Source organism: Sulfurimonas sp. (assembly GCF_028694605.1).
Taxonomy (GTDB): domain Bacteria; phylum Campylobacterota; class Campylobacteria; order Campylobacterales; family Sulfurimonadaceae; genus Sulfurimonas.
On the sequence record NZ_JAQVKP010000005.1, the window covers coordinates 93,490 to 116,421 of the forward strand.

The 22,932-nt window shown below is 39.9% G+C and carries 29 protein-coding genes; 10 read left to right on the forward strand and 19 right to left on the reverse strand.

The genetic code is table 11. The features are described from left to right. Positions 1-16: 16 nt before the first annotated feature. Genes hemC through PHY84_RS04350 form a run of 8 tightly spaced genes read right to left on the reverse strand, consistent with a single transcriptional unit; the run spans position 17 to position 6,397 of the window. Positions 17-976, reverse strand: coding sequence for a hydroxymethylbilane synthase (gene hemC, locus PHY84_RS04315; RefSeq protein WP_299858119.1), 960 nt, complete (start codon positions 974-976; stop codon positions 17-19). Next, positions 977-1,807 (reverse strand): DsbA family protein, encoded by an 831-nt coding sequence (locus PHY84_RS04320; RefSeq protein WP_299858121.1) that lies wholly within the window; start codon positions 1,805-1,807, stop codon positions 977-979. Further along, positions 1,761-2,174: an FxsA family protein gene (locus tag PHY84_RS04325; RefSeq protein ID WP_299858124.1), complete on the reverse strand. Its 414-nt coding sequence runs from the start codon at positions 2,172-2,174 to the stop codon at positions 1,761-1,763. Before PHY84_RS04325 ends, PHY84_RS04320 begins: the two co-directional genes overlap by 47 nt. Next, positions 2,174-3,481: a proline--tRNA ligase gene (proS, locus tag PHY84_RS04330; RefSeq protein ID WP_299858126.1), complete on the reverse strand. Its 1,308-nt coding sequence runs from the start codon at positions 3,479-3,481 to the stop codon at positions 2,174-2,176. The genes PHY84_RS04325 and proS overlap by 1 nt, the downstream gene beginning before the upstream one ends. Further along, positions 3,478-4,782: a glutamyl-tRNA reductase gene (hemA, locus tag PHY84_RS04335; RefSeq protein WP_299858127.1), complete on the reverse strand. Its 1,305-nt coding sequence runs from the start codon at positions 4,780-4,782 to the stop codon at positions 3,478-3,480. The genes proS and hemA overlap by 4 nt, the downstream gene beginning before the upstream one ends. Beyond that, on the reverse strand, positions 4,782-5,669 hold the full coding sequence (locus PHY84_RS04340) for a polyprenyl synthetase family protein (protein WP_299858128.1): 888 nt from the start codon (positions 5,667-5,669) through the stop codon (positions 4,782-4,784). Before PHY84_RS04340 ends, hemA begins: the two co-directional genes overlap by 1 nt. Positions 5,670-5,677: 8 nt before the next feature. Then, the gene (locus PHY84_RS04345) at positions 5,678-6,094 is read right to left on the reverse strand and encodes a hypothetical protein (RefSeq protein ID WP_299858129.1); all 417 of its coding nucleotides are present in this window, start codon (positions 6,092-6,094) and stop codon (positions 5,678-5,680) included. After that, positions 6,095-6,397, reverse strand: coding sequence for a DUF2018 family protein (locus PHY84_RS04350; protein ID WP_299858130.1), 303 nt, complete (start codon positions 6,395-6,397; stop codon positions 6,095-6,097). Positions 6,398-6,483: 86 nt separating this feature from the next. Here PHY84_RS04350 and PHY84_RS04355 point away from each other — a divergent pair, with 86 nt between their 5' ends. Continuing rightward, the gene (locus tag PHY84_RS04355; RefSeq protein ID WP_299858131.1) at positions 6,484-7,626 is read left to right on the forward strand and encodes an FAD-binding oxidoreductase; all 1,143 of its coding nucleotides are present in this window, start codon (positions 6,484-6,486) and stop codon (positions 7,624-7,626) included. On the opposite strand, the gene argB is transcribed toward PHY84_RS04355, so the two are convergent. From argB to PHY84_RS04375, 4 genes are read right to left on the reverse strand one after another with little or no spacing between them, the layout of a single operon-like run. Continuing rightward, positions 7,623-8,474, reverse strand: coding sequence for an acetylglutamate kinase (argB, locus tag PHY84_RS04360; protein ID WP_299858132.1), 852 nt, complete (start codon positions 8,472-8,474; stop codon positions 7,623-7,625). The genes PHY84_RS04355 and argB overlap by 4 nt on opposite strands. Further along, on the reverse strand, positions 8,458-9,378 hold the full coding sequence (locus tag PHY84_RS04365) for a tetraacyldisaccharide 4'-kinase (RefSeq protein WP_299858133.1): 921 nt from the start codon (positions 9,376-9,378) through the stop codon (positions 8,458-8,460). The genes argB and PHY84_RS04365 overlap by 17 nt, the downstream gene beginning before the upstream one ends. 3 nt (positions 9,379-9,381) lie before the next feature. Continuing rightward, the gene (locus tag PHY84_RS04370; protein ID WP_299858134.1) at positions 9,382-10,500 is read right to left on the reverse strand and encodes a DegT/DnrJ/EryC1/StrS aminotransferase family protein; all 1,119 of its coding nucleotides are present in this window, start codon (positions 10,498-10,500) and stop codon (positions 9,382-9,384) included. A 9-nt stretch (positions 10,501-10,509) separates the two neighbouring features. After that, on the reverse strand, positions 10,510-11,316 hold the full coding sequence (locus PHY84_RS04375; RefSeq protein ID WP_299858135.1) for an NAD+ synthase: 807 nt from the start codon (positions 11,314-11,316) through the stop codon (positions 10,510-10,512). Positions 11,317-11,400: 84 nt separating this feature from the next. Between PHY84_RS04375 and PHY84_RS04380 the strand changes: the two genes are divergently transcribed. Continuing rightward, positions 11,401-11,994 (forward strand): MBL fold metallo-hydrolase, encoded by a 594-nt coding sequence (locus tag PHY84_RS04380; protein ID WP_299858136.1) that lies wholly within the window; start codon positions 11,401-11,403, stop codon positions 11,992-11,994. Here the strand turns inward: PHY84_RS04380 and PHY84_RS04385 are convergent. Together PHY84_RS04385 and cmoB are read right to left on the reverse strand one after the other, a co-directional pair. Beyond that, on the reverse strand, positions 11,991-12,476 hold the full coding sequence (locus PHY84_RS04385; RefSeq protein ID WP_299858137.1) for a hotdog domain-containing protein: 486 nt from the start codon (positions 12,474-12,476) through the stop codon (positions 11,991-11,993). The two genes, PHY84_RS04380 and PHY84_RS04385, sit on opposite strands and share 4 nt — an antisense overlap. After that, the gene (gene cmoB / locus PHY84_RS04390; RefSeq protein ID WP_299858138.1) at positions 12,473-13,363 is read right to left on the reverse strand and encodes a tRNA 5-methoxyuridine(34)/uridine 5-oxyacetic acid(34) synthase CmoB; all 891 of its coding nucleotides are present in this window, start codon (positions 13,361-13,363) and stop codon (positions 12,473-12,475) included. The genes PHY84_RS04385 and cmoB overlap by 4 nt, the downstream gene beginning before the upstream one ends. A gap of 62 nt (positions 13,364-13,425) precedes the next feature. Here cmoB and PHY84_RS04395 point away from each other — a divergent pair, with 62 nt between their 5' ends. Next, a complete protein-coding gene (locus tag PHY84_RS04395; protein WP_299858139.1) occupies positions 13,426-14,319 on the forward strand; it encodes a cation diffusion facilitator family transporter in 894 nt (297 codons plus the stop codon). Between the two features lie 2 nt (positions 14,320-14,321). On the opposite strand, the gene rny is transcribed toward PHY84_RS04395, so the two are convergent. Both rny and PHY84_RS04405 read right to left on the reverse strand, forming a co-directional pair. Next, on the reverse strand, positions 14,322-15,890 hold the full coding sequence (gene rny / locus PHY84_RS04400) for a ribonuclease Y (protein ID WP_299858140.1): 1,569 nt from the start codon (positions 15,888-15,890) through the stop codon (positions 14,322-14,324). Beyond that, positions 15,847-16,458 (reverse strand): 5-formyltetrahydrofolate cyclo-ligase, encoded by a 612-nt coding sequence (locus PHY84_RS04405; RefSeq protein ID WP_299858142.1) that lies wholly within the window; start codon positions 16,456-16,458, stop codon positions 15,847-15,849. Before PHY84_RS04405 ends, rny begins: the two co-directional genes overlap by 44 nt. A gap of 64 nt (positions 16,459-16,522) precedes the next feature. On the opposite strand from PHY84_RS04405, the gene PHY84_RS04410 reads away from it, so the two are divergent. The 6 genes from PHY84_RS04410 to acpS all read left to right on the forward strand — a co-directional run bounded on the left by PHY84_RS04410 (position 16,523) and on the right by acpS (position 20,844). Then, positions 16,523-17,095, forward strand: coding sequence for a TlpA disulfide reductase family protein (locus PHY84_RS04410; protein WP_299858143.1), 573 nt, complete (start codon positions 16,523-16,525; stop codon positions 17,093-17,095). Between the two features lie 2 nt (positions 17,096-17,097). Further along, positions 17,098-17,979 carry a signal recognition particle-docking protein FtsY gene (ftsY, locus tag PHY84_RS04415; protein ID WP_299858144.1) on the forward strand — a complete coding sequence of 294 codons (882 nt, stop codon included), beginning with the start codon at positions 17,098-17,100 and terminating at the stop codon, positions 17,977-17,979. A 207-nt stretch (positions 17,980-18,186) separates the two neighbouring features. Continuing rightward, entirely contained in the window at positions 18,187-19,533 is a 1,347-nt protein-coding gene (gene radA / locus PHY84_RS04420) for a DNA repair protein RadA (RefSeq protein WP_299858145.1), read from the forward strand. Positions 19,534-19,598: 65 nt separating this feature from the next. Then, positions 19,599-19,856: a hypothetical protein gene (locus tag PHY84_RS04425; RefSeq protein WP_299858146.1), complete on the forward strand. Its 258-nt coding sequence runs from the start codon at positions 19,599-19,601 to the stop codon at positions 19,854-19,856. Between the two features lie 50 nt (positions 19,857-19,906). After that, complete coding sequence (gene fliL / locus PHY84_RS04430) at positions 19,907-20,476, forward strand: flagellar basal body-associated protein FliL (protein ID WP_299858147.1); 570 nt, start codon at positions 19,907-19,909, stop codon at positions 20,474-20,476. Further along, positions 20,476-20,844 carry a holo-ACP synthase gene (gene acpS / locus PHY84_RS04435; protein WP_299858148.1) on the forward strand — a complete coding sequence of 123 codons (369 nt, stop codon included), beginning with the start codon at positions 20,476-20,478 and terminating at the stop codon, positions 20,842-20,844. The genes fliL and acpS overlap by 1 nt, the downstream gene beginning before the upstream one ends. Here acpS and thiS read toward each other — a convergent pair. Next, a complete protein-coding gene (thiS, locus tag PHY84_RS04440; RefSeq protein ID WP_299858149.1) occupies positions 20,818-21,018 on the reverse strand; it encodes a sulfur carrier protein ThiS in 201 nt (66 codons plus the stop codon). The two genes, acpS and thiS, sit on opposite strands and share 27 nt — an antisense overlap. A 93-nt stretch (positions 21,019-21,111) precedes the next feature. Here thiS and PHY84_RS04445 point away from each other — a divergent pair, with 93 nt between their 5' ends. Beyond that, positions 21,112-21,861 carry a response regulator transcription factor gene (locus tag PHY84_RS04445; RefSeq protein WP_299858150.1) on the forward strand — a complete coding sequence of 250 codons (750 nt, stop codon included), beginning with the start codon at positions 21,112-21,114 and terminating at the stop codon, positions 21,859-21,861. A 15-nt stretch (positions 21,862-21,876) separates the two neighbouring features. On the opposite strand, the gene PHY84_RS04450 is transcribed toward PHY84_RS04445, so the two are convergent. Both PHY84_RS04450 and PHY84_RS04455 read right to left on the reverse strand, forming a co-directional pair. Next, a complete protein-coding gene (locus tag PHY84_RS04450) occupies positions 21,877-22,506 on the reverse strand; it encodes a Crp/Fnr family transcriptional regulator (RefSeq protein WP_299858151.1) in 630 nt (209 codons plus the stop codon). Continuing rightward, on the reverse strand, positions 22,503-22,928 hold the full coding sequence (locus PHY84_RS04455) for a hypothetical protein (RefSeq protein WP_299858152.1): 426 nt from the start codon (positions 22,926-22,928) through the stop codon (positions 22,503-22,505). The genes PHY84_RS04450 and PHY84_RS04455 overlap by 4 nt, the downstream gene beginning before the upstream one ends. Between the last annotated feature and the right edge of the window lie 4 nt (positions 22,929-22,932).

Here is a 22,932-nt window from a genome sequence, read left to right on the forward strand (position 1 = left end):
TTATTTGACAAAATTTTTATAATCTTTGTGGCATCTCATATTTAAATGCTATCTTCTCGGCTCCTTTTAACAACTCTAAAGCGCCGTTGTTTATCATAAGTTCTGCCATTTCAAACCCTAAAGTTTGGCTCTGCTCAAGATTTCTAACTATTTTTTCTTGCATGATATTTGTCCCATCCGGAAATCCTATCATTGCCCTAAAAGTAACCACACCGCCATCTATAACGGCATTACAAGCAACCGGGGCAGAACATCCGGCTCCGATTTTAGATATAAAATCTCTCTCTATTTGAGTACATAAAAATGTCTCTTCATCCTTTAGACTTAATGCAATCTCCCGTACTTTTTCATTTTTGCAGACTATCTCTATTCCAAGAGCGGCTTGTCCCATCGGAGGTATCATCATATCAAGCGATAATTTTTGGGTATATGGGATATTTTTTAGCAAATCCAATCTAAAAAGACCTATGTATGCCAAGATAATCGCATCATACTGTCCCTCTTGCAATTTTCTAAGTCTGGTATTTACATTGCCTCTTAAATCTTTTACTCTCAAATCAGGGCGGCGTGCCAGCAGCTGCATTCTTCTTCTTAGGCTTGTAGTTCCCACCACGGCACCCTCCGGCAACTCCTCTAAAGAACTATATTTGTGCGATAAAAAAACATCGCTTTGGTCTTGTCTCTGTGTAACGGCAACTAGTTCCAAACCCTCAGGAATATATGTAGGAACATCTTTTAAACTATGTACCGCCAAATCGGCATTGCCCGCCAACATCTCATCCTCAAGCTCTTTTGTAAAGTGACCCTTTCCCCCGATAAGAGCTAAAGGTTTGTCCAAAACCTTATCACCGTTACTTACGATTTTGTTGAGTTCTACCGTAATCTCCGGATAAGAGGCTTCTATCCTCCCTTTTATGTGGTATGCCTGCCAAAGAGCAAGGTCTGATGTTCTCGTTGCTATTATGAGTTTTTGCATCTATTTTGCCTCTTTGTATTTCATTTTTGTTCTATCTATCACACCGTTAAAAAACATCGTTGGAGTTCCGTTAACCATAAGCGAATCTGCTATTTTCAAATCACTCTGTAGATGTTGTGAGACCTCTTTTGATATAAGATCAAATGACTGGATATTAGAATTCATTACTTTGTTGAACTCTGCCAATATCTTTTCGTTTGATTTCTCTCTTGGGTCTATGTTGACTTTATAAAGGTTGAGCACGACATCTTTTGCACCTTTTAACTCAAGCGCAATAGCAGCCTTTACAAGCTCAACTGCGGCCGGATGAATTGATTCAAGCGGAAAATGGTAGTAGTAGATAGCAAATTTATTTGGCTCTTTTTTCATATATTCCAATGCTTCAGGAACAAAAGTTCTGCAAAACGGACAGAGAGGGTCTGAAAAAATTGCTATCTTATACTTTGCGTTTTCATTTCCATAGATAAGATTCTCTTTTTTGTAATGTTCAGGTTTCATCGGCAAAGAGACCATTTCATTCATATCTTTTGCTTGTTCTATGTCAAAAATCTCTTTTGCGATAACCTCTCCATTGGAGAACCAGACCATTTTTTGGACAACTTGTCGTCCGTCTTTTTTTAAAATTGCGTCAAATTCGACATAGTACGCCTTCCAATCGTCATGCCCTTTTACATCGGTTACATTCGTAACTTTTAGTTTAAGTGATTTTAGATTTTGGTTTCCGGCAAACATTTTCTTTAAAAACTGCTCAACTTCCTCACTCGAAGCATCTGCCCGCAAAAAACTACTTAGTATGAGAATTGTCGCTAATAATTTCAACATCAATGACATCAATATCCTTTTCTTTGTTATATTTTTTATACTTTGATTTTACATCGTAACGATTAACAAGCATAGTTGTAAATACGCTAAACTGGAGTAAAATACCTATAATATCCGTCAAAAAACCTGGGATAATAAGTAAAATAGCACCGATAATCGTAAAAAGATTGAGCCTTTGAAACTCATTTAGATTTATAGTGCTGTAAGAAACCGCCATAAGGTTTTCTCTTAAAGTTGCACGAAAATTTGCAAGTATGGCAAGACCCAAAAAGGCACTTAAAATTATCTCAAAGAAAGTTGCCAACCCCCCGATAGCCGAGGCGATATTGACAGAGATAAGCACTTCAAAAAAGAGATAAATCAAAAAGTAGAGCATTAAGAGAGAAGCTCCATAATCTTGGCGTAAACGGTTTTGGCATCAACAGAGAGTGTCTCTTTTGTGCGTCTCTCGTAAACCTGCACCATGCCGTTTTCAAGCTCTTTTCCAATAATGATTGTGTATGGAAATCCTATAAGCTCCGCATCTTTCATCTTAAAGCCAAAACGCTCTTTGGAATCATCCAGCATAACATCAATGCCAGAGTTTTCAAGTCTCTTGTAAAGCTCTTCGCCCAAACTCATTTGTGCAGTATCTTTGATGTTTGAAACCATTATATTTACCACATAAGGAGCAGTTGCTTTTGTCCAGATACACCCATCTTCGTCATGATTTTGCTCAATAACCGCTGCTACAAGTCTGCTCACGCCTATACCGAATGTCGCCATCTCAAAAGGTTTTGTTCTTCCGTTTTCATCATTGAAGTATGCTTCAAGCGGTGCAGAGTATTTTGTACCCAACTGGAAAATATGCCCGACTTCAATCCCTTTTTTAAAATGAAGTGCCCCGCCGCAGGAGCATTTTTTATCAATTTTCAACTCTTGAAGTTCATCGTAAGATTTTGCTTTTAACGCATCAATCTCCTCTTCGCTCTCATAGATAGTCTCGATATTTGCTCCATACTCGCATGCCTCGCACACAACAAGCGTATCTTCGCCGCTGTTTGCCAAAACATGGAACTCTTTGCTTCCCTCGCCGCCGATTGCTCCGCTGTCTGCCGCAACTACTCTAAAGTCAAGTCCAAGTCTTGTGAAAATCTTTTTATACGTCTCTTCCATAAGGTTAAACTCTCGCACCATATCTTCTACGCTAGAGTGGAAAGAGTAGCCGTCTTTCATCAAAAATTCACGACCTCGCATCAATCCGTATCTCGGTCTTGCTTCATCACGAAATTTTGTATTTATCTGGTATAGGTTAAGCGGCAAATCTTTGTAGCTGGTCACTCTGTTTTTTACAAGCTCTACCATAGCCTCTTCATTTGTCGGACTAAGTACAAACTCGTTTTCATGTCTGTCACGGATACGGAGCATCTCTTTGCCCATCGCCTCGGAACGACCGCTTCTCTCCCATAAACCAATTGGCGTTACAAAACTAAGCTGCACCTCTTGGCAGAGAGCGTTATCTAGCTCCTCTTTGACAATAGCTCTGATTTTCTCCAAAACAATTTTGCCAAGCGGCATAAAGTTGTAAAGTCCGGCACCCTGTTGGTTGATAAAACCACCCCTTACCAAAAACTTATGGCTTGGCAGTGTTGCATCCGATGGTGCCTCTTTTGCTGTTGGAATAAAAGCTCTACTTCTTCTCAATTTGTTTTTCCTTCTATGATGTTTAATGCATGCTCACACTTATATTTATCAGGCATATCGTTTTTATCTTTCTGTATCAAAAACTGCACGGCACTTGTCACCATGTCAGCTTTTGACTCTTCAGAGACACTGCGCATCTTTGCACTCATCTGGTGCAAGAAGCGTTTCATCGCCTGTTCCGCCATCTTTTTTGCTTGTGTTTCATACTCTCTTGGAATATACCCTTTTTTGATAACACGCTCGCTCTCGATGTGTGCAGCTTCAAAAGCTTTTTGATAAATCTCTTTTATCATCGGCTCAACATTGAGTGTGTTGAGCCACTCAAAAAACTCAACCGTGCTTCTGCCGATAATCCCGTGTGCTTTTCTTGCACTCTCTTCTCTTAAGCCGATATTTTCATCTACGATACTCTTTAAGTCATCTATCACATAGAGGTTTATTTTATCGCCCTTGTGGTAGTTGATATCTCGCGGAAGCGCCAAATCGAACCAGTATCTCTCAAAATCACATGATTTGATAATCTCATCCGTGATGATAGGCTCCGGAGCGGAGGTTGCGGTAAAGAGAATCTCAAACTCATTGATGGCATTTGCGAGTTCACTATAATCCAGCACTTTGGCACCGCAGTCATATGCGAGTTTTTGGGCATTTTCTCTTGTTCTGTTCATAATGTAAACATCCGCTCCGCTTGAGAGAAGATGTTTTGCCGTTATCTCCGACATCTCGCCGACACCTATAACAAGAGCTTTTTTGCCTTCAACACTCTCTAAAACAGATTTGAGTTTTGCGACCGCAACACTTGCTATGGAGACCGGTTTTGAGGAGATATCTGTTGCGTTTCTTACTTTTGCGGCGCATTTAAAAGCGTGGTGCATAGCGCGAGCTAGTTTTTGTCCACAAAATCCATTGTCATAAGAAAAACGAAATGCATCTCTAAGTTGCCCTGCAATTTGCGTTTCACCCACAACCATAGAGTCAAGCGATGATGCAACGCTAAAGAGATGGTGAATCGCGCTGCTGTCATCAAAAATATCAGCTCTCCCCTCAAGCTCCTCAATAGAAACCCCTGACCTTGCCGCCAACATCTCAAAAATATGCTGTGTTGCGCCTGCTATATCGTTGCAGCTGCAAAAAACTTCCATACGGTTACATGTAGAGATAAGGATGGATTCGTTAATGGCTTCACCCGCATTTAGCTTTGTCAAACACCCTTTTGTTGCGTTATCATCTTTATAAGAGAGCTTCTCTCTTACTTCAAGTGTCGAATTTTTGTGTGAAAAACTTATGTTTAAATAGTGCATCAGTAACTTCTTTTTATCATGGTTTCTAAAATCTCTATCAATCCCGCATCCTCTTTAACGACTTGCATCGCTTCATCTGATAGCTTTTGCGCTAAAGCAAAAGATTTTTCTATGCTTTTATGCTCTTGCATTTTCTTTTTTATCCAAAGAGCCTCTTCTTTGTCTAAAACTTTTGCATGAAGTGCGCGGAGTCTCTCTTGTTCCGGCGCATTTAGGGCGTGATAAAGGTAGATATACGGGAGTGTACATTTGCCCTCGACAAAATCATTCATAGCAGGTTTGCCAAGCGTTGCCTCATCTGCGGTAATGTCTAAAATATCATCTATGATTTGAAACGAAAGCCCCAAATTTTTTCCGTACAGGGCGTGATTTTGTGCATCTTTGCCCGCCAAAAGAGCAGCCCCATAAGCGGCAGCTTCAATGAGAGTAGCGGTTTTAAGATAGAGCATATCAAGGTATATCTGCGCATCGTCATTAAAAGTTTGCGACATCTTAACATCCATCATCTCGCCTTTGCTTAAAGCCGTAACTGAAGATGAGACCGCTTTTGCAATCTCTCTATCAAATAAAACAAGCTCGCTGAAAGCCTTTGAGTAGAGGATGTCGCCAAGCATAACCGCTGTTTTACTGCCATCGGTTGCATTGACAGAAGGTGTGCCTCGTCTGAGCGTCGCCTCATCGATAACATCATCATGAAGCAGGCTTGCCGCATGGATAAGCTCAACAATTGCACCAAGAAGCGGAGCCGTCTGGGAGGAAGAGGCTATCTTTAAAATAAGTTTTGCTCTTAGCCTTTTTCCGCCTTGAAGCATCTCAAAAAGACGTGTTACTTCACCGTAACCTATCTCTTCTATCAGTCTTGCTATCTCTCTCTCAACTCTTTGCATCGTCTTTTTTATCCATTTTTTAATTCTTCCAACTCTACAAGCTTGCCTTTATCAAAAAGAAAAAGCTCAAAAAGCGCCTCTTTGGACTCCTCTTTGAACTCTTTAAACTTTACAAGCAGATACGCCATTTGAGAATACTTGCTCCCTTTTGGCATAAGCTCTAGTCGAAAACTTTGATTTTCATGCTTCAAAGAGAGCACATTTTGCGCTACTACCTTGTCATAGGAGCGGAAAATAACAAGAGCGCCATCCTTATAGAGCGTCCATCTCAAAGTAAAAAGCTTTTTTTTATCAGCGTATTTTACAAAAATATCCTTTTGCTCATCTTTTTTTAGCAAAATTTCTCTGCTTTCTTTAAATCCGGAAGCAAATACAAAAGTTGCGCTAAAAGCTAAAAGTGCAAGAAGAACAAAAAAATTTTTCAATTATTCACTCTGTGATAAAATCGAACCCATCAACTCTATATATAGATTTTTTGCAAACTGATCCACATCATCTCTGCGAGTAAGTATATAAGAACGAATCTCTTTTTCTATCTCATCGCCGTCATCACTAAACTTTTCACTGCATTTCTCACGCATCATCATCTCCATAGCAGCCGCTCTGTCGATAAATTTTTCAAGCTCATATCTGACAACGCCATTGTTTGCATTAAATACGATATCCATCAATTTGCTCTTTGGTGAACCCATAAATATATCGTCTTCGTCTTCAAAAAGTCCGTGCATATTTTATCCTGTAGTTTTAATAAAAATGGGATTATATCATCACTATTCTAATAAAGCCTTAACGCACAACACATTACAATACGCCAATGAAAACATATGATTTTGTAATTATCGGAGCCGGAAGCGCTGGGTGTAACGTCGCTCACTATCTGCAAAAAAAAGGCAAAAAAGTTGCCGTGATAGACCAAGAGGGAGTTGCGGGCGGTGGCAGCGGAGCCGCTGGTGCATTTTTGTCTCCGCTTCCCGGAAAAGCAAATCCATACAACACTTTTGTCAATGAGGCTCTTGCATACAGTCTTGCGTTTTATGAAAATTTTGCACCTCATGCAGTTGTCAAAAAAGGTGTTTTGCGGATTGCAAATGCAAATTTTGATGATGGCAAACTAAGCTCCAGTGCCATAGAGAGCCGCTTTGTCTCTGCTGAGAGGCTGCAAACACTTTCACCAAATTTCAGGAAAATAGATGGCTATTTTTACGAAAATGCAGCCATTTTAAACCCTCGTGAGGTTTGTGAAGAGCTTTTGAGAGGGTCGGATTTTTATAAACAAGATGTAAAAGAATTGTGGTTTGAAGATGGGTTTTATCTTTTTGGGGAAGTTAGAGCAAAGAATATTATTCTTGCCCAAGGGGTACTCAAGCCCTTGGTGCAAACTCCATATATAGAGATAGCGCCGATTTTTGGGGTAAAAATAGATATAAAAACATCTACAAAAGTGCCTTTTAACATCCACAAATCCATCTCTATCTCCACAACCAAAAGCGACGGTACAGTTGCCATCGGTGCAACAAAAGAGAGACATAACACCGCAAAAATGGAGTGTTTAACCTCATGTGACAAATGCGCTTTTTACGTAAACACGGAAGCGGGGCAAGTTGAGACACTACTGAGAGAAGCAAATGAGCTTATAAAACTAGAAGATTTAGAAATCACAAAAGTCCATAGAGGTGCAAGAGCAACGATAAAGAGCTACTTTCCCGTTATCGGCAAGATTTATGATTTTGATGCAAGCCTCAAAAAGTACCCATCCATCAAAAACGGCACAAAGATACCACCAAATTTGCTAGAGTGCCACCAAAATGCCTACATCATCAATGCTCTTGGCTCAAGAGGCTTTGTTTTGGCTCCCTATCTTGCAAAGATACTGGGCGACAACATCTTGCATGAAACTTCCATCCCAAAAGAACTTTCAAGCGAGAAACTCTTTTATAAGATGGCAAGACAAAGTTAGAGCGTTATCTGTGTTCCGACACCTGCGGATGTGAAAAGCTCCAACAGCATGGAGTGTTCTATCCTGCCGTCAATGATATGTGCTTTATGAACTCCGCCCTCAATGGCTTCAAGACACGCATCCACCTTTGGCACCATACCACCGTGAATAGTGCCGTCCGCTTTGAGTGCTTCTATCTCGGCTTTTGTAAGCGTGCTGAAAAGTTCTTTGTTGTTGTTTAGTACGCCTGCCGTGTCTGTTAAAAAGATGATTTTGTTAGCACCGATAGCTTTTGCGACATAAGAAGCGCACAAGTCTGCATTTATATTAAACCCCGGGTGTCCAAGCTCGCTCCCTGCGGCGATAGGAGCGATAACAGGGATAAACTTCTCTGCGATAAGATTTTCAATCACCTCTGCTTTAACATTTGTTATGTTGCCCGTAAGTCCCCATTTTGCGAAATCTTTTGATTTTGCGGAGATGAAGTGTGCATCTTTTCCGCTGATACCTATGGCTTTTGCACCGTGAGAGTTAAGAAGAGAAGCTATCTCTTTATTTATCTCGCCGCTAAGTACCATTTCCACGATACGCATAACCTCTTTTGAAGTTACACGTTGTCCGTCGATAAATTTTGTATCGATTTTGAGTGCATCAAGCATCTCGTTTATCTGCCTGCCGCCGCCATGCACGATAACGGGTTTAATTCCGACCAGATACATCAGTAAAATATCCTCTGCGAACTTCTCTTTGAGCTGCGGCGTCTCTTGCGCCGAACCGCCGTACTTTATGACGATAGTCTCTCCCTGAAACTCTTTTATAAACGGTAAAGCCTCAAGAAGTGTTTGAACTGTTTCAATCTTTTTTTGCATATTTTCCCCTGTAATCATCTATAATTTTAAAAATATCTTCACGCACCTGCACATCCAAGTCAAGCAGCGAGAGCGGCAAACCAAACTGTTCCAACTTTACAAAATCTTTGTAAGTTACCAAAATAGTGTCCGAACTATCTCTTTGCAAAATCTCCAAAGCCTCCTCTTCAAGGAAAACATGATGGTCTTCAAAGTAGTTTTTACTCACTACTTCGGGCAGATACGCATCAAGCCGCTGCGGTCTTGCAATGGCAGTTAAAAGCGACATTTTATCACTTTTATTTTGAAGTGTAACTACTCTTTTAAAATCAACTCCCTCTTTTAGCGTAACAACCTCTTTTGTACTCCAAAGCCTCTCTCTAAATGGTCCTGATGGCAAACAAAAGGAGTTTTTACTCACTACTTCTATAATAAAGTCAAGCTTTTTTATATCATGTTTAGAGTAGGCATCATCCAAAAAGATGATTTTTGCGCCCATCTCTTTTGCTCTTTTTATACCATCTTTTCTATCTTCACTAACTATCACAACCGCATTTGGGAGTTTGCGTGCGTAAATCATCGCCTCATCTCCGCTTATAGCAACATCGCAAAGGATTTTGCCTCTATCGCTAACTGCAAAAAGCCCTTTACTCTCTCGTCCGTAACCTCGCAATACAACCGCCGCATCTTCATAGCGTAAAGCAAGAGCGGTCACAAGCGGAGTTTTGCCGCTTCCGCCGACTGTGAGATTTCCGACACCGACAACTGCGATGCCAAAATCCTCCGCCCTTTTGCTTTTAAAACGTAAAAACATCACAAAACAGTAAAACAGACTCAGCGGTAAAAGGAGAAACGAGACGATTTTTTGGAAGAAATTTGGGTTGTAGAAGTACTCCTCAACCCAAAAGATAAGCTTTTTTTTCAAACACTATACTCTTGTTGCAGCAACTGCTTTGACTTTATCGATAACATACTGCACCTCTTTATTTTGCATACTCGCATAGATAGGCAGAGACATCACCTGCTGGTATGTGGTAAGTGCTATGGGAAAGTTGTTTACCTTTAAGAGATACTTATGCTTGTAGTATGACAAAAAGTGAAGCGGGATGTAATGAAGACCGACTTCAACGCCATGCTTTTTAAGCTCCAACGCAAAAGAGTCTCTGTTTTTATCAACTTTGATAATATAAAGAGAGTACGGATGCTCCGCATTTGTCTTTGGTATGGAGATGTGGTTTACTCCATCAAGTGCTTTGTTGTACATCTGCGCTATCTCTTGAATCCTCTCAAGATTTGCATCCTGTTCTCCGACTTTTGCCCGAATATAGGCAGCATCCAACTGGCTCATAGAGTAGTCAAAACCGATGTCTGTTACATCATAAACATACTCCAAAGAGTCCTCATCACGCACCATTGCATGGGAGCTTAAAAGTCTTGCTCTTGTGATAATCTCCTCAGAGTTGCTCACAAGCATGCCGCCGTTGCAGACATCTTTTTTAAGGTGTGAAGAGAAGTTGAAACAGGTAATATCCGCACCCGTGGAGCCTATTTTTTTGCCTTTATATGTTGCACCAAGAGCCTCACTTGCATCTTCTACGATTTTAACATCATAGATGGTTGCCATAGCGTAAAGCCTGCTCAAATCGGCACATAAACCCGCCACATGAGTAATGATAACAGCTTTTAGTTTTTTAGCTTTGTTATCTTCAAGATAGGCTTCTAGTTTATCAAGGTTGATATTGTAGGTTTGCGCATCAATGTCGATAAAAACAGGTTCCGCATCAAAATGGCGTACAACTTCCGGCACGCTTGGGTGTGCATTTACAGAGCAGACAACCTTATCGCCTCGTTTAAGGTCAAGTGCCAACATAGCCAAATGAAGCGCTGCCGTTCCATGTGATGTTGCGAGTGCATACTTGGCATCCACGTAAGAGGCAAACTCCTCTTCAAGCTCTTTTACCTGATCGATATCCTCGCCGTCTAAAACATCACTCACATTGGAGTGCGCCTCTCTACTGCTCTCATACTTACAAAATGCAACTTTCATCTCTTCTCCTTATAGTCTGATATCTCGCGGGTAGTTAAAATCATGGTTTATCGTTCGAGAGGTAAGTTTTGCGATAAGCGGCATCTTTCTCTTAAACTGGTTGCGGTAAATCCGCTCCATTATCATCTCAAGCATCTCTTTACTATGCCCTTGTGCGATAATCTCATCTTTACTTAGCCGCTCTTCCACATAGAGCTTAAGTACCGCATCCAACTCGGCATAACTGTAACCAAGGTCTGCTTCATCACTCTGCCCATGCCATAAATCGGCAGATGGAGCTTTATGGATAATCGCCTCCGTCACGCCCAAATACTCCGCTAGTTCATACACTTCACTCTTATACAAATCACCTATAGGGTTAAGCGCACTTGCCAAATCGCCATAAAGCGTACCATATCCAAGCATCAGCTCGCTTTTGTTGCTTGTACCCAAGACCAAAGCTCTCTCTTTTGCCGAAATGTCAAAGACGGTCGCCATTCTGAGGCGTGCAGAGAGATTGCCACGTCTGAGGTTGTCCATATCGTGGTTTTGCTCTTCATAGGCTTTAAGCATCCCCTCAATCGAAGCAGTAACACTGCGCAGCCCAAACTTAGAGCAGAGCTCCTTTGCATCATCAAGAGAACTTTGTGAAGAGTAGTGCGAGGGCATCATAACGCAAAGCAGTCTCTCCCCAAAAACTCTCTGTGCCAGAAGCGCAACAACAGCAGAATCAATTCCGCCGCTAAGACCCAAAACAACATTTTGGATACCCGTCTTACGAACCTCATCATCTAAAAAACAGCAAAGATGTTCTGTTATAAGTTCGTATTTGCGCATCATCAACCTTTGGTAAACTTTAAAGAAAATTATTATATCGAATTTTGGTAACCGATGTTATAATTTCGCAAAAAAGAGCAACTTATGCAAGTCAAAGCAAGACCGATGGGCGATTATCAGACAAACTGCTATATCGTAAGCGTGGATGGAAAAGATTTTATTATAGACCCTGGGATGGGGGCAACAAAATGGGTAATGCAAAATGTGACAAACCCCGTTGTCATCTTCAACACTCATGGGCATTTTGACCATGTTTGGAGCAACGCCGAGTTACAAGAGAAGCTAAAAATTCCGCTATACACCCCAAAAGAGGATGTCATGCTGCTTCAAGAGAGTTCTTGGATGCCGGATTTGCCGCCCTCTTATCCCGATGTTGAAGTAGAAGCAAATCAAGAGTTTGATTTTGATGGAGTGAAAGTAAAATTTTTACATTTTCCCGGACATACTCCCGGATGTTCTATGATAGAGATAGGAGATGCACTCTTTAGCGGTGACTTTATCTTTGAGCGTTCTATCGGGCGTACGGACTTTCCCTACTCATCCCCAAAAGAGATGAAAGAGTCGCTAAGAAGATTTAAAGAGATACCTTATGACAAGACCATCTATCCGGGACACGGTGGCACAACCACCATCAAACAAGAGCAGCAATACAGCGACTACTGGATAGCAAACCTTTAACCTTCGTCGCTCTCTTCAGCGCTGAGCTTGAGTTTAAGAACATGTCGCTCTGTCACGACTGTTTTAAACTCACCTTCAAAAACCTTGATATCAAGCACATTTGCCGTTACATGAACATTTCTTTTTCTTCCCTCTTTATGGCGCACTTTTGCAGTAAAATTAACGATATCTCCAAATTTTACAGGCGATAAAAACTGACAATCACTAGCCACCAAAACAACATTTCTCTCGTTTACCGCCGCCATTGCAGCAAAATCAGCCGCACTAAAGATAAATCCGCCATGAATCAATCCCATCGAGTCGGCAATCATCTCTTGTGTTGTTACAAGCTTGAGATTGACATAGCCTTGTTCTAATTTTTCTATCTCACCGCATAAATCCCTATTTATACGCTCATGTGTTGTAAGGAGTACTTCATCTTTATTCTTGTACTCATTAATCTCCAAATCATCATCTTCCATCTCTTGTCGTGCTTGGTTCATTTTTTCTCCTTTTTTGCTCTTACATAGACTCTAGCGGGTGCAGGGTAGCCTTCAACCGTTTTACTACTGTCCTCTTTATCTAAAAAATCCTCCAAAGACTGCCCCTCTATCCATGAAGTCTTTCTCTGCTCGCTTGCATCGGTCTTAGAGGTTTCTAAAACCTCAAAACTATCAAATCCGGCACGCAAACACCAGTTTTTAAGAGCATTGACAGTAGGCACAAAATAGATATTTGGTATCTTTGAGTAAGAGGATGCAGGGGTTAAACACATCTCATCCTCTCCCTCAATATAAAAAGTATCTAAAAAGAGTTCGCCCTCTTTATCAAGCCCTTTATAGAGAGATTTTAACATCGCCACAGGGTCGCTTCTATGGTAGAGAACTCCCAAACAAAAGATTGTGTCAAACTTCTGCTCGTAAAACTCCACATGTTCCACACCCAAAAGCTCATAAACGATATCGCTCTTTACAAAATGGTTGATAAAATCAAATTGCGTCTTAAAGAGCGGCGATGGGTCAAAACCAACTAACAGCTTCGGCGCATCTTCTTGCATCCTAAAGAGATAATACCCGTTGTTACACCCTATATCGGCAACTCTCTTATCTTTTAAATCAAAATGTTTTCTCAAAAGATTGTATTTTACAAAGCTTTGCCACTCTGAGTCTATATATGTGTCAAAAAGCCCAAACGGTCCTTTGCGCCAAGGCATCATAAGTCTTGCCGTCTCCTCTATGTTTGCGACGGCTTCGCCTTTAACGGTAACCGCATCATTTAACTCAACTTCCCATGAACCATCGGGCAGATTTGCCAAAGCTTCTCTTAAAGGAGCAATATTTTTCCACTCCATCCACTTTGCACGCTCTTTTCTCAACTCTTCTATATTCATTTTAATCACTGTGATATCTTAAATTTATTATAATTGTACCTTAAAAGGTGCAAGGAGCATAAATGAGAATAGAAAAAAAGGCAACAGTAGTATCTACATCTGTAGCAACACTTCTTATGATAATAAAGATGGCGGTGGGGATACTCAGCGGTTCTATCGCCGTTTTGGCATCTGCTATCGACTCTTTGCTTGACTTGACAGTCTCTTTATTTAACTACTTTGCCCTGCACAACGCAGAAAAAGACCCTGACGATAATTTCAACTATGGACGCAGCAAGATAGAACCCCTTGCAGCGGTTATTGAGGGAACTGTTATCTCACTCTCTGCTCTTTTTATCCTCTATGAAGCACTTGTAAAAATTGCGCATCCGCGAGAGATGGAATATATGGAGACAAGTATTGCCGTGATGGTTGTCTCTATCATCATCACCTCTTTTCTTGTACTTTTTTTAAACAGAGTAGCAAAAAAAACGGGCAATATGGTCATCAAAGCAGACGCTCTGCATTATAAAACAGATATTATCTCAAATGGCGCCGTGCTTTTGGCTCTTGGGCTTGTCACTATAAGCGGGGAGCAGCTTTTTGACCCTATTCTTGGTGTCGGTATCGGTATCTATATGATTTACTCGGCTATGCCCATCATCAAAGAGGGGATTCTTATGCTGCTTGATGCGGCACTTCCCGAAGAAGAGATAGAAAACATCAAAACTATTTTGCAAAGCGACAAAGCAGTGACCAATTTCCATCACCTTCGCACAAGAGAGTCAGGCTCGCATGTTTTTATCTCTGTGCATCTAGTCTATAACATAAGCATATCACTTTATGATGCCCATCTTGTTGCAGACAAACTAGAACTTAAAATCAAAGAGCATTTTAAAGAGAAAAAAGCCCATGTTCTTATGCACATGGATCCTTATGATGATTCAGAGATTAACGATGCAGAAGATATTTACTAGATTTATCTAGCAAACTCAACTGCTCTGCTCTCACGGATAACGTTTACTTTTATATCGCCCGGGTACTGCACTTTCTCTTCTATCTCTTTTGCTATCTCTTTTGCCAGAAGAACCGACTCATCATCATTTACCAGTGAAGCATTGACGATAACTCTTACCTCTCGCCCGGCATTGATGGCATAGGCTTGTTTTACTCCTGTATGTTCAGAAGCTATCTCCTCTATGGCAGTCACTCTTTTTAAGAAACTCTCAAGCACTTCTCGCCTAGCACCCGGTCTTGCCGCCGAGAGTGCATCTGCCGCACAAACCGCACCACACTCGATGGAGTTTATCTCCTCATGTCCATGATGTGCATAAATCGCATTTATAACTATACTATGCTCATTATAACGATTGCAAATCTGCGCTCCCAAATCGACATGGTTACCCTCATGTTCATGAGTGAGTGCTTTGCCTATGTCATGAAGAAGCCCTGCTCTTTTTGCAAGTCTGATATCTCCACCCATTTCAGCAGCCATCATACCTGCCAAATGTGCAACTTCAAGCGTATGTACAAGGGCATTTTGTCCATAACTTGCGCGGTATCTAAGCTTTCCGACAAGTTTGACAAGTTCAGGATGCATCACTCCGACATCAAGATCTACAACTATCTCTTCCCCCTCGCTTAGCGTCTCTGCTTCAAACTCATCACAAACTTTACTGTAAATCTCTTCGATGCGCGCAGGTTGAATACGCCCGTCTTGGATAAGAAGTTCCAATGTTTTTGTAGCAATAGCACGGCGATAGAGGTTAAAACTGCTCACCAAAATCGCATTTGGAGTATCGTCTATGATGATGTCCACACCCAAAAGTGTCTCAAGCGTTTTGATATTACGTCCCTCTTTTCCGATGATACGCCCTTTAAGCTCATCATCGGAGAGGTAAACAAGATTTGTCAAACGCTCTGCTGCAAACTCTCCCGCAAAACGGCTAGTCGCTTGCGCCAAAATGTAGTTTGCTCTTCTTTTAGCCTCTTCTCTTGCCTGATTTTCATAACGCCTTACAACATGCGCTATCTCTGCACGAGACTTCTCTTCTACTTTTTGCAAAAGAAGTATCTTTGCCTCCTCTTGTGTCATTCCTGCACAATGCCCAACCGCACTAAGCGCCTCATCTATCTTCTCTTCGTATCTTTTTTTTAGTAAACCCAGAGATTTTTCATTTCTTTTTAAATCAACTTGTCTTGCTTTTAAAGTAGCGACTTCATCTTGAAGCCGTCTCTCTTCATTTTGTTTATAACGTTTAAAAGTTTGCTCTTTTTTTGCAACATCATCTTCTCTTTGCACAAGATCAGCTTTGGCTCTCTCTTTTGCATTTTCATACAACTTTGTAGCCTCTAACTCTATCTCTTGAGATTTTACGTTTGCTTTATAAAGAAGCAATTGCGCTTCATTTTCTATCGCACTTGCCTGAGCTTTTGCTTTTTCGACATATATATCAAAATTCGCACTCGTTATTTTTTTAGAAATCAAAAAACCCACAAGCCCGCTAACAGAGGCAATTGAGCCTCCAATTAGTATCTCGTTTAGCACTTTTATTCCTTATTTTAGCCATATTTTGCACTTTTATATTTGGCGTAATTATCACATCACAAGTGATATCGTAACTATCACAGATGAACTTTTTTGTATAACAAAACTCTGATTGTATAAAAATTGTATATGGTCTCTTTTTCAACTTTGCAAAGAAACGATCATACATCCCTTTTCCAAAACCAACTCTTTGTAAATTTCCGTCAACGCCAACAACAGGCACTATAGCTACATCAATTTTTTTAATATCTCTTAAACTCGCTCCCGCTTCATAAATACCAAATTTTTTTTTCTTCAGCGGTAGCCTAAATGGTACCATCTTAAAACTTTCGCCTTGCATAAACGGAACATAAATTGTATATTTTTTTCTCATTTTTTTGATTGCTTTTGCCGTATCTGCCTCAAAAGGGAGTGAAGTATAAAAAAGTATTCTTCTCTTTTTTATCTTTTTCAGCTCTTCAAAAAGCCAAAAATTAATTTTTTGATTTTTATAGAAGCGGTTATGTTTGGAGCTGTTTTTGATTTTATCAAGACATTTTTTTCTAAAAGTTGTTTTTGTAAGAGCCATCTTAAATCTTTATGGATATAATTTTGGCTATTTTATACTAAAAATCACAAAACAAGGTCTTACAATGTCAAAAAAATATATTCTTATTCTCTCCGTACTCTCCGCACTGCTTTTTCATGGGTGTTCAGATAGCAAAAAAGAGGGTAGTGATACTTCTGCAAACGCAAATCAGATGATAGCAACTACCGATTTTAAGCTAAAAAGCTTGGACGGCAAAGAGTATCTTGTCAAAAAATCAGGACAGAATTTTACGCTTGAGGGAGCAGAAAACAAAATTGTTATATTTGATATATTTGCGACATGGTGTCCGCCTTGTCGTGCTGCAGCTCAACATCTTAGCTCACTCCAAGAAAAATACAAAGAAAATCTCATCGTCATAGGTATAACAATTGAAAATAATATAGCAAATGAGAAACTAAAAGAATTCGCATCCACATACAAAGCCAACTATGTTTTAGTTAACTCCGATCAAAACAGACGCTTAAGCGATGCAATCGTCAAAGAGTTGGGTCTAGGAGAGAGATATCCTATTCCAACGATGGCAATGTACAAAAACGGGCAACTCATCAACCATTATGTCGGCGCAACAGAAGAGGAGTTTATCGAGAGTGACATCAAAAATGCACTAGGAAAGTAGCCATGTTTGGATTTATAAAAAAATCACTCAGCAAAACAGCCGAGGCGATAAAATCAATAGTTCCAAAACAAAAACCCTCCTTTACCAAAGAGGAAATTGAGGAGATTTTGCTTGAGGCAGATGTAGAATATGCACTCGTAGAGATTATCTTAAATGAGATATACCAAAGCAAGATAACACGTGATATTTTACGTTCAAAACTGCTTGCCACACTTGCTTACACCTCATACAAAGAGCCTGAATTTACGGCTCCTTTTGTTGAACTTATTGTCGGAGTAAACGGCGCGGGTAAAACAACAACTATCTCAAAACTTGCTGCTCGCTATAAAAATGAGGGCAAAAAAGTTATGCTTGGTGCAGGGGATACTTTTAGAGCAGCGGCGATTGAGCAGCTTACTCTTTGGGCAAAGAAGCTTGACATTCCAATCATTGCCTCAAAACAAGGACACGACAGCTCTGCAGTTGCTTATGACACTATAGATTCGGCGAAGTCAAAAGGGTTTGACCACGTTATTATCGATACGGCGGGAAGACTTCATACTCAGACAAACCTCGCAAACGAGCTTAAAAAGATTCATAGAATATGCGACAAAGCACACAGCGGTGCACCGCACAGAACTATTCTTATTATAGACGGCACACAGGGCAACTCTGCCATAGCTCAAGCAAAAGCATTTAATGAGATGATAGGGATTGACGGTATCGTTATCACAAAGCTTGACGGAACGGCAAAAGGAGGAAGTGTTTTTAGCATCGCTTATGCGCTTGGGCTTCCTATCCTCTATGTAGGAACAGGCGAACAGCCGGAAAATCTCACGCCGTTTGACAAATATGAGTTTGTCGATGGTTTGCTAGACGCTATCTACTCACAAGAGGGAGATTAGAATTCTTTCATAACCTCTGTTTGTTCTCTTAGGCTTCACAGTGGGTACCCCAAATCTAGCAAGCTAGATTTGACCCTTCCGTTGCAGAATCGTTCACAAACAGAGGTTATGAGAAGTCTATTAAAAAATATGGCAAATTGCCATATTTTTACACCTTTTATACTTTTCTCTCTATAATTTCTCAAATTTTTCTAAGGTTGTTTGTCGATGTCAAAGAAAAAAATCCTTTTCGAGTGCCAACATTGCGGGCTTACTACTCCAAGATGGATGGGTAAATGTACAAATTGCGGAGCATGGGACTCTTTTGTAGAGCTAAACGAACAGCAGCAAGAAGTTGTAAAACAGACCAAATCAACCTCTGCTTCAGGAGCAAAAGCATGCAGCATCAACGAGATTGAGGATGAAGAGATATTTCGCTTTAGCTCCGGCAACTACGAGCTTGACACCGTTCTTGGCGGTGGTGTTGTTCCCGGGTCACTCACACTTATCGGAGGAAGCCCGGGAGTTGGAAAATCAACGCTTCTCTTAAAAGTAGGAGGTGACTTGGCTTCTAGCGGAAAAAATGTACTCTATGTAAGCGGAGAGGAGTCTGCTTCACAGATAAAACTTCGTGCAAATCGCCTAAAAGCAAACCAAAACTCTCTTTATCTGCTGAGCGAGATTCGTCTGGAACAGGTTTTGGTTGAGCTAGAGCATAGAGCATATGATTTTTTGATTATAGACTCCATCCAAACACTCTACTCCGAGAACATCGCCTCAGCCCCCGGTTCTGTTACACAAGTAAGACAGATAACTTTTGAGCTGATGCGAATAGCAAAAGATAAAAACATCGCCATCTTTATCATAGGACATATCACAAAAGAGGGTTCTATCGCCGGACCTAGAGTTTTGGAACACATGGTCGATACCGTTCTTTACTTTGAGGGTGACTCTTCGCAAGAACTTAGAATCCTTCGTGGATTTAAAAACCGTTTTGGACCGACAAGCGAGATTGGTGTTTTTGAGATGCGCAGCGATGGACTTGTCTCGGCTACGGACATTGGTTCACGCTTTTTCAACCGTGATTCAGAGCAGGCAGGCTCTGCACTTACAGTCATTATGGAGGGTTCACGCCCCATCATACTTGAAGTTCAAGCACTTGTCTCAGAGTCACACACTGCAAACTCTAAACGTCAGGCAACCGGTTTTGACACCAACAGGCTCAATATGCTCTTAGCACTTTTAGAGAGAAAACTTGAGATTCCGCTATCCGGATATGATGTTTTTATCAACGTCACGGGCGGAATAAAGATAAGTGAAACATCGGCGGATTTGGCGGTGCTTGCAGCCATTATCAGCAGTTTTCGCAACCGTGCCATCTCAAAAAAGACCATCTTTATCGGTGAAGTAACCCTTGTCGGGGATGTAAGAGAGGTATATGGCATGGACGCAAGACTCAAAGAGGCAAATATGCAAAATATCACTAAAGCACTTGTTTGCAAAAAACCTTTAGAGAAGACAAATATAAAAACATTTATCGTAGATGAAGTAACAAAACTCTTAGAATGGTACTAGCTTTTAAACATCCTTTACTTTAGATGATAGTATAATTTCTAAAATTCTCAAAAGGAAAGCGTTTTATGGATGCACAAGTAAGAAGCGAAGAAAAATTCTCCAAAATATCAATTGCTTATGAAGGAAGAGAGGAAGGGGAACTTGTATGCTCTACCATAGATAAAATAACTTCAAAATATGATATAAAACCGGAGTCATATACATGTCACATCTCCGACACTAAGAACGTTGTTGTTCTTGAATACCATGACGACGTCGAAAGAGAAGCCGGAGCAATATTTGAAGAGATTATAAAGACGTTAAATATAGAAATCTGTGACTAAAAAATTTTGATATACTAACGAGACTATATTTAATATTCAAGGAAGAAATCATGGCGGATAAAGAGAAAAAAGAAGAAAGCGCAACAAACGAGGGAAAAAAGTCAAATACGCTGATGATAATCATCATCGTTGTACTGCTGCTTATTATTATTGCGGGTGCCGTTGTTGCATTCCTTTTGATGAGCAGTGATGAGAAAAATGCGGCACAAGCCCCACAGCAGGTTGAACAAGCCGCTGCTCCTCAAACACAACAAAAAAGCACACCTAGCAAATCAAAAGATGACGGCGATGAGATGGGGACAAAAAAATTAAGCCAAATAGGTACGCTTTATCCGCTTGATACTTTCACAGTCAATCTCAAAAGCGATTCCGGACGTCGCTATCTAAAAACAACTATCTCGCTTGAACTTAACGGCAAAGAGTTAAGCATGGAACTTGACAACAAAAAACCTGTTATTAGAGATAGAATTATCAGGATTTTGACTTCCAAAACACTTGAGGAAATTTCTTCCAAAAAAGGGAAACAGAAAATTTCAGAGCAAATTATGGATACACTTAACTCTATGATTACAGATGGAAGTATAGACGGTATCTATTTTACAGAATTCGTCATTCAGTAATGATAGGAATAGATCTCATTAAAATATCCCGCATGGAGCGCTTCATCCAAAGATTTGGAAGCAGAGCGCTTGAGAAATTTTTATTTGATGATGAGATAGCTCTTGTAAAAAACCACAAAACAGCTTCAGGATTTTGGGCAGCAAAAGAGGCATGTTCAAAAGCTCTTGGTGTTGGAATCGGTGCTGAGTGTGGGTTTCACGATATAATCATTTACAAAACTGTAAACGGCGCTCCAAGCCTACAGCTTACCCAAAAAATTATCGAAAAATTTGCTATTTCGGATATAAGTTTATCAATCACGCATGACGGGGAGTATGCTATTGCCGTTGTGGCGATAGAATCAGCCGCCGCCGACAAAATCAAGTAGTTCGATTTTATCTCCATCGCAAAGCCTGTGCGTTGCCCATTCGTTTTGTTTTACAATTTGCATATTGACGGCTGCTGCCATCACTTTATCTTTAAGCTCTAGTTTTTCTAATATTTTTTCAAGTGTAATATCATCCGAAAACTCTTTTATTTCGCCATTGATAGTCAGTTCCATTTCTATAACCTTTTTTGCGTTATAGTATCCTATTTTATTGAATACGCAATCAATAAGGAGTATAATTAATAAAATAGAAGTAAGGGGTATTCTTTGAATTTTAAAGAACTGTTAAATGATACAAAAAAATTCTCTATTCTATTTGTTGAAGATTATGATGAACTGCGAGAAAACACAAGAGAGGTTTTAAATAAGTTTTTTAACAATGCCGATAGTGCAAAAAATGGGGAAGAAGCGCTTCAGCAATATAAAAATTTTTACGATAAAGAGTCAAAATACTACGATATAGTTCTTTCAGATATACAGATGCCTCGTATGAACGGTGTTGAACTTGTAGAGCGTATTTACGCCATCAATCCTCTTCAGACCGTTATCATGCTCTCAGCCCATGACGATGCAAAATACCTTATACCGCTCATCAACTTGAAAGTGGAGCGGTTTATAAAAAAACCGATTGACTACCAAGATTTACTAAGTACACTTCAAAAAACAACAAAAAAACTAATTTTAAAAAATGAACAACAAAATCAATCCACTCCGTCTTCACTTATAAAATTACACGGAACTTGTACTTTTGACAAAGATACAAATATTTTACAAGTAGATAACACTATGATTCCTCTTACAAAATATGAGATTCTTTTTTTGCAAATACTCACAAACAGTGTAGGAAAAATCTATTCAAATGAAGAGATAACAGCATACTATATCGCATCTAATGAAAATTTAGATACGCTCCATGTCCGCAAACTTGTCTCAAAACTGAGAAAAAAAATATCAGGCAACTGCATTGAGAGCGTTTATGGGATTGGGTATAGAGTTATTCCTCATCTTACAAACTAAAGGGCATCTCTAAAATCAAAAGTATTGGACAAGAGCATCCCTGTCTATATATTTTTTCTTTATATTGATGGTGCCGTTATCTTTGAAAAATTTTAGTATGCGTGAGAGTGTCTCCGGAGAAACACCCAAAATTTCGGCTATCTCTATATTTTTTGTCTCAAAAAAATCATCCGAATGGCTGTATATATACTTTGCTACCCTCTCTTTTGAGTCCAGAACCAAGTTAGTAGAGATGATATTTTCAAGATTCTTAATCTTTTTAATAAGAGATGTTTGGATGTTAAAAGCAAGATTTGGATTTAAAAAAATAATCTCTTTAAGTTTTTCAAAGTCTATCTTTAAAAATTCCACATCACTGTAAGCCTTTGCCGTTGCCGGATAAGGGATACCCTCAAAGTTTGCAACCTCGCCGATAAGTTCGTTCTCATGAAAATACTTAAGCACTATCTCTTTGTGGCTTGAGGTTGTTTTGTAGAGCTTTATAACACCTTTTACTAAAAGATAGAGATACCTTGGCCCATCACCCTCGTAAAATACAATGTTGTCTCTGCCAATCTTATGTTCTGTCGTAAAGCTTTCTATCTTTTTTATAGTCTCATCATCAATATTTTGAAAGAGGATCGTGTTTTTTAGATGTATTTTCATTTTATTTTTTTCACAACCTCATCATAAGTTAAAATCTCCACACCCTCCTTGATGCTCTGTTTTGAGGCATGCGCACTATAACCAAATGCCATCGGAGTGACATTTTCAGAGCTGTAAAATGCACTTCTGGCATCAATCCACTCTCCGGTAATGGCATCGGTAATCCAAATCTTCACACTATCTTTAAAGTCGATTTTCTCTTCTTCGAACCATAAAACCATGCAACCGATATCATCAAATTTATGGACTTTTTTTGTTGTGGGGTTTTGCAGCTGAACGGTGTTTTTTCTATCACTAAGCACCATAACACAACGGTCACACATATCTCTGTCCCAATGTATCTTTGCAGGTCCTCCCGCAACTTTCTCTTCACATCCCAAAAAAAGAAGTGCAAACAAAGAGAGTAAAAAAAGTTTAAACATCAAC

What these genes read in the sequence shown, in the direction of transcription:
- hemC (WP_299858119.1), bottom strand. Translation starts at nt 976, where the DNA reads ATGCAAAAACTCATAATAGCAACGAGAACATCAGACCTTGCTCTTTGG.
- PHY84_RS04320 (WP_299858121.1), bottom strand. Translation starts at nt 1,807, where the DNA reads ATGTCATTGATGTTGAAATTATTAGCGACAATTCTCATACTAAGTAGT.
- PHY84_RS04325 (WP_299858124.1), bottom strand. Translation starts at nt 2,174, where the DNA reads ATGCTCTACTTTTTGATTTATCTCTTTTTTGAAGTGCTTATCTCTGTC.
- hemA (WP_299858127.1), bottom strand. Translation starts at nt 4,782, where the DNA reads ATGCACTATTTAAACATAAGTTTTTCACACAAAAATTCGACACTTGAA.
- PHY84_RS04340 (WP_299858128.1), bottom strand. Translation starts at nt 5,669, where the DNA reads ATGCAAAGAGTTGAGAGAGAGATAGCAAGACTGATAGAAGAGATAGGT.
- PHY84_RS04350 (WP_299858130.1), bottom strand. Translation starts at nt 6,397, where the DNA reads ATGCACGGACTTTTTGAAGACGAAGACGATATATTTATGGGTTCACCA.
- PHY84_RS04355 (WP_299858131.1), top strand. Translation starts at nt 6,484, where the DNA reads ATGAAAACATATGATTTTGTAATTATCGGAGCCGGAAGCGCTGGGTGT.
- argB (WP_299858132.1), bottom strand. Translation starts at nt 8,474, where the DNA reads ATGCAAAAAAAGATTGAAACAGTTCAAACACTTCTTGAGGCTTTACCG.
- PHY84_RS04370 (WP_299858134.1), bottom strand. Translation starts at nt 10,500, where the DNA reads ATGAAAGTTGCATTTTGTAAGTATGAGAGCAGTAGAGAGGCGCACTCC.
- PHY84_RS04375 (WP_299858135.1), bottom strand. Translation starts at nt 11,316, where the DNA reads ATGCGCAAATACGAACTTATAACAGAACATCTTTGCTGTTTTTTAGAT.
- PHY84_RS04380 (WP_299858136.1), top strand. Translation starts at nt 11,401, where the DNA reads ATGCAAGTCAAAGCAAGACCGATGGGCGATTATCAGACAAACTGCTAT.
- PHY84_RS04385 (WP_299858137.1), bottom strand. Translation starts at nt 12,476, where the DNA reads ATGAACCAAGCACGACAAGAGATGGAAGATGATGATTTGGAGATTAAT.
- cmoB (WP_299858138.1), bottom strand. Translation starts at nt 13,363, where the DNA reads ATGAATATAGAAGAGTTGAGAAAAGAGCGTGCAAAGTGGATGGAGTGG.
- PHY84_RS04395 (WP_299858139.1), top strand. Translation starts at nt 13,426, where the DNA reads ATGAGAATAGAAAAAAAGGCAACAGTAGTATCTACATCTGTAGCAACA.
- PHY84_RS04405 (WP_299858142.1), bottom strand. Translation starts at nt 16,458, where the DNA reads ATGGCTCTTACAAAAACAACTTTTAGAAAAAAATGTCTTGATAAAATC.
- PHY84_RS04410 (WP_299858143.1), top strand. Translation starts at nt 16,523, where the DNA reads ATGTCAAAAAAATATATTCTTATTCTCTCCGTACTCTCCGCACTGCTT.
- ftsY (WP_299858144.1), top strand. Translation starts at nt 17,098, where the DNA reads ATGTTTGGATTTATAAAAAAATCACTCAGCAAAACAGCCGAGGCGATA.
- radA (WP_299858145.1), top strand. Translation starts at nt 18,187, where the DNA reads ATGTCAAAGAAAAAAATCCTTTTCGAGTGCCAACATTGCGGGCTTACT.
- PHY84_RS04425 (WP_299858146.1), top strand. Translation starts at nt 19,599, where the DNA reads ATGGATGCACAAGTAAGAAGCGAAGAAAAATTCTCCAAAATATCAATT.
- fliL (WP_299858147.1), top strand. Translation starts at nt 19,907, where the DNA reads ATGGCGGATAAAGAGAAAAAAGAAGAAAGCGCAACAAACGAGGGAAAA.
- acpS (WP_299858148.1), top strand. Translation starts at nt 20,476, where the DNA reads ATGATAGGAATAGATCTCATTAAAATATCCCGCATGGAGCGCTTCATC.
- thiS (WP_299858149.1), bottom strand. Translation starts at nt 21,018, where the DNA reads ATGGAACTGACTATCAATGGCGAAATAAAAGAGTTTTCGGATGATATT.
- PHY84_RS04450 (WP_299858151.1), bottom strand. Translation starts at nt 22,506, where the DNA reads ATGAAAATACATCTAAAAAACACGATCCTCTTTCAAAATATTGATGAT.
- PHY84_RS04455 (WP_299858152.1), bottom strand. Translation starts at nt 22,928, where the DNA reads ATGTTTAAACTTTTTTTACTCTCTTTGTTTGCACTTCTTTTTTTGGGA.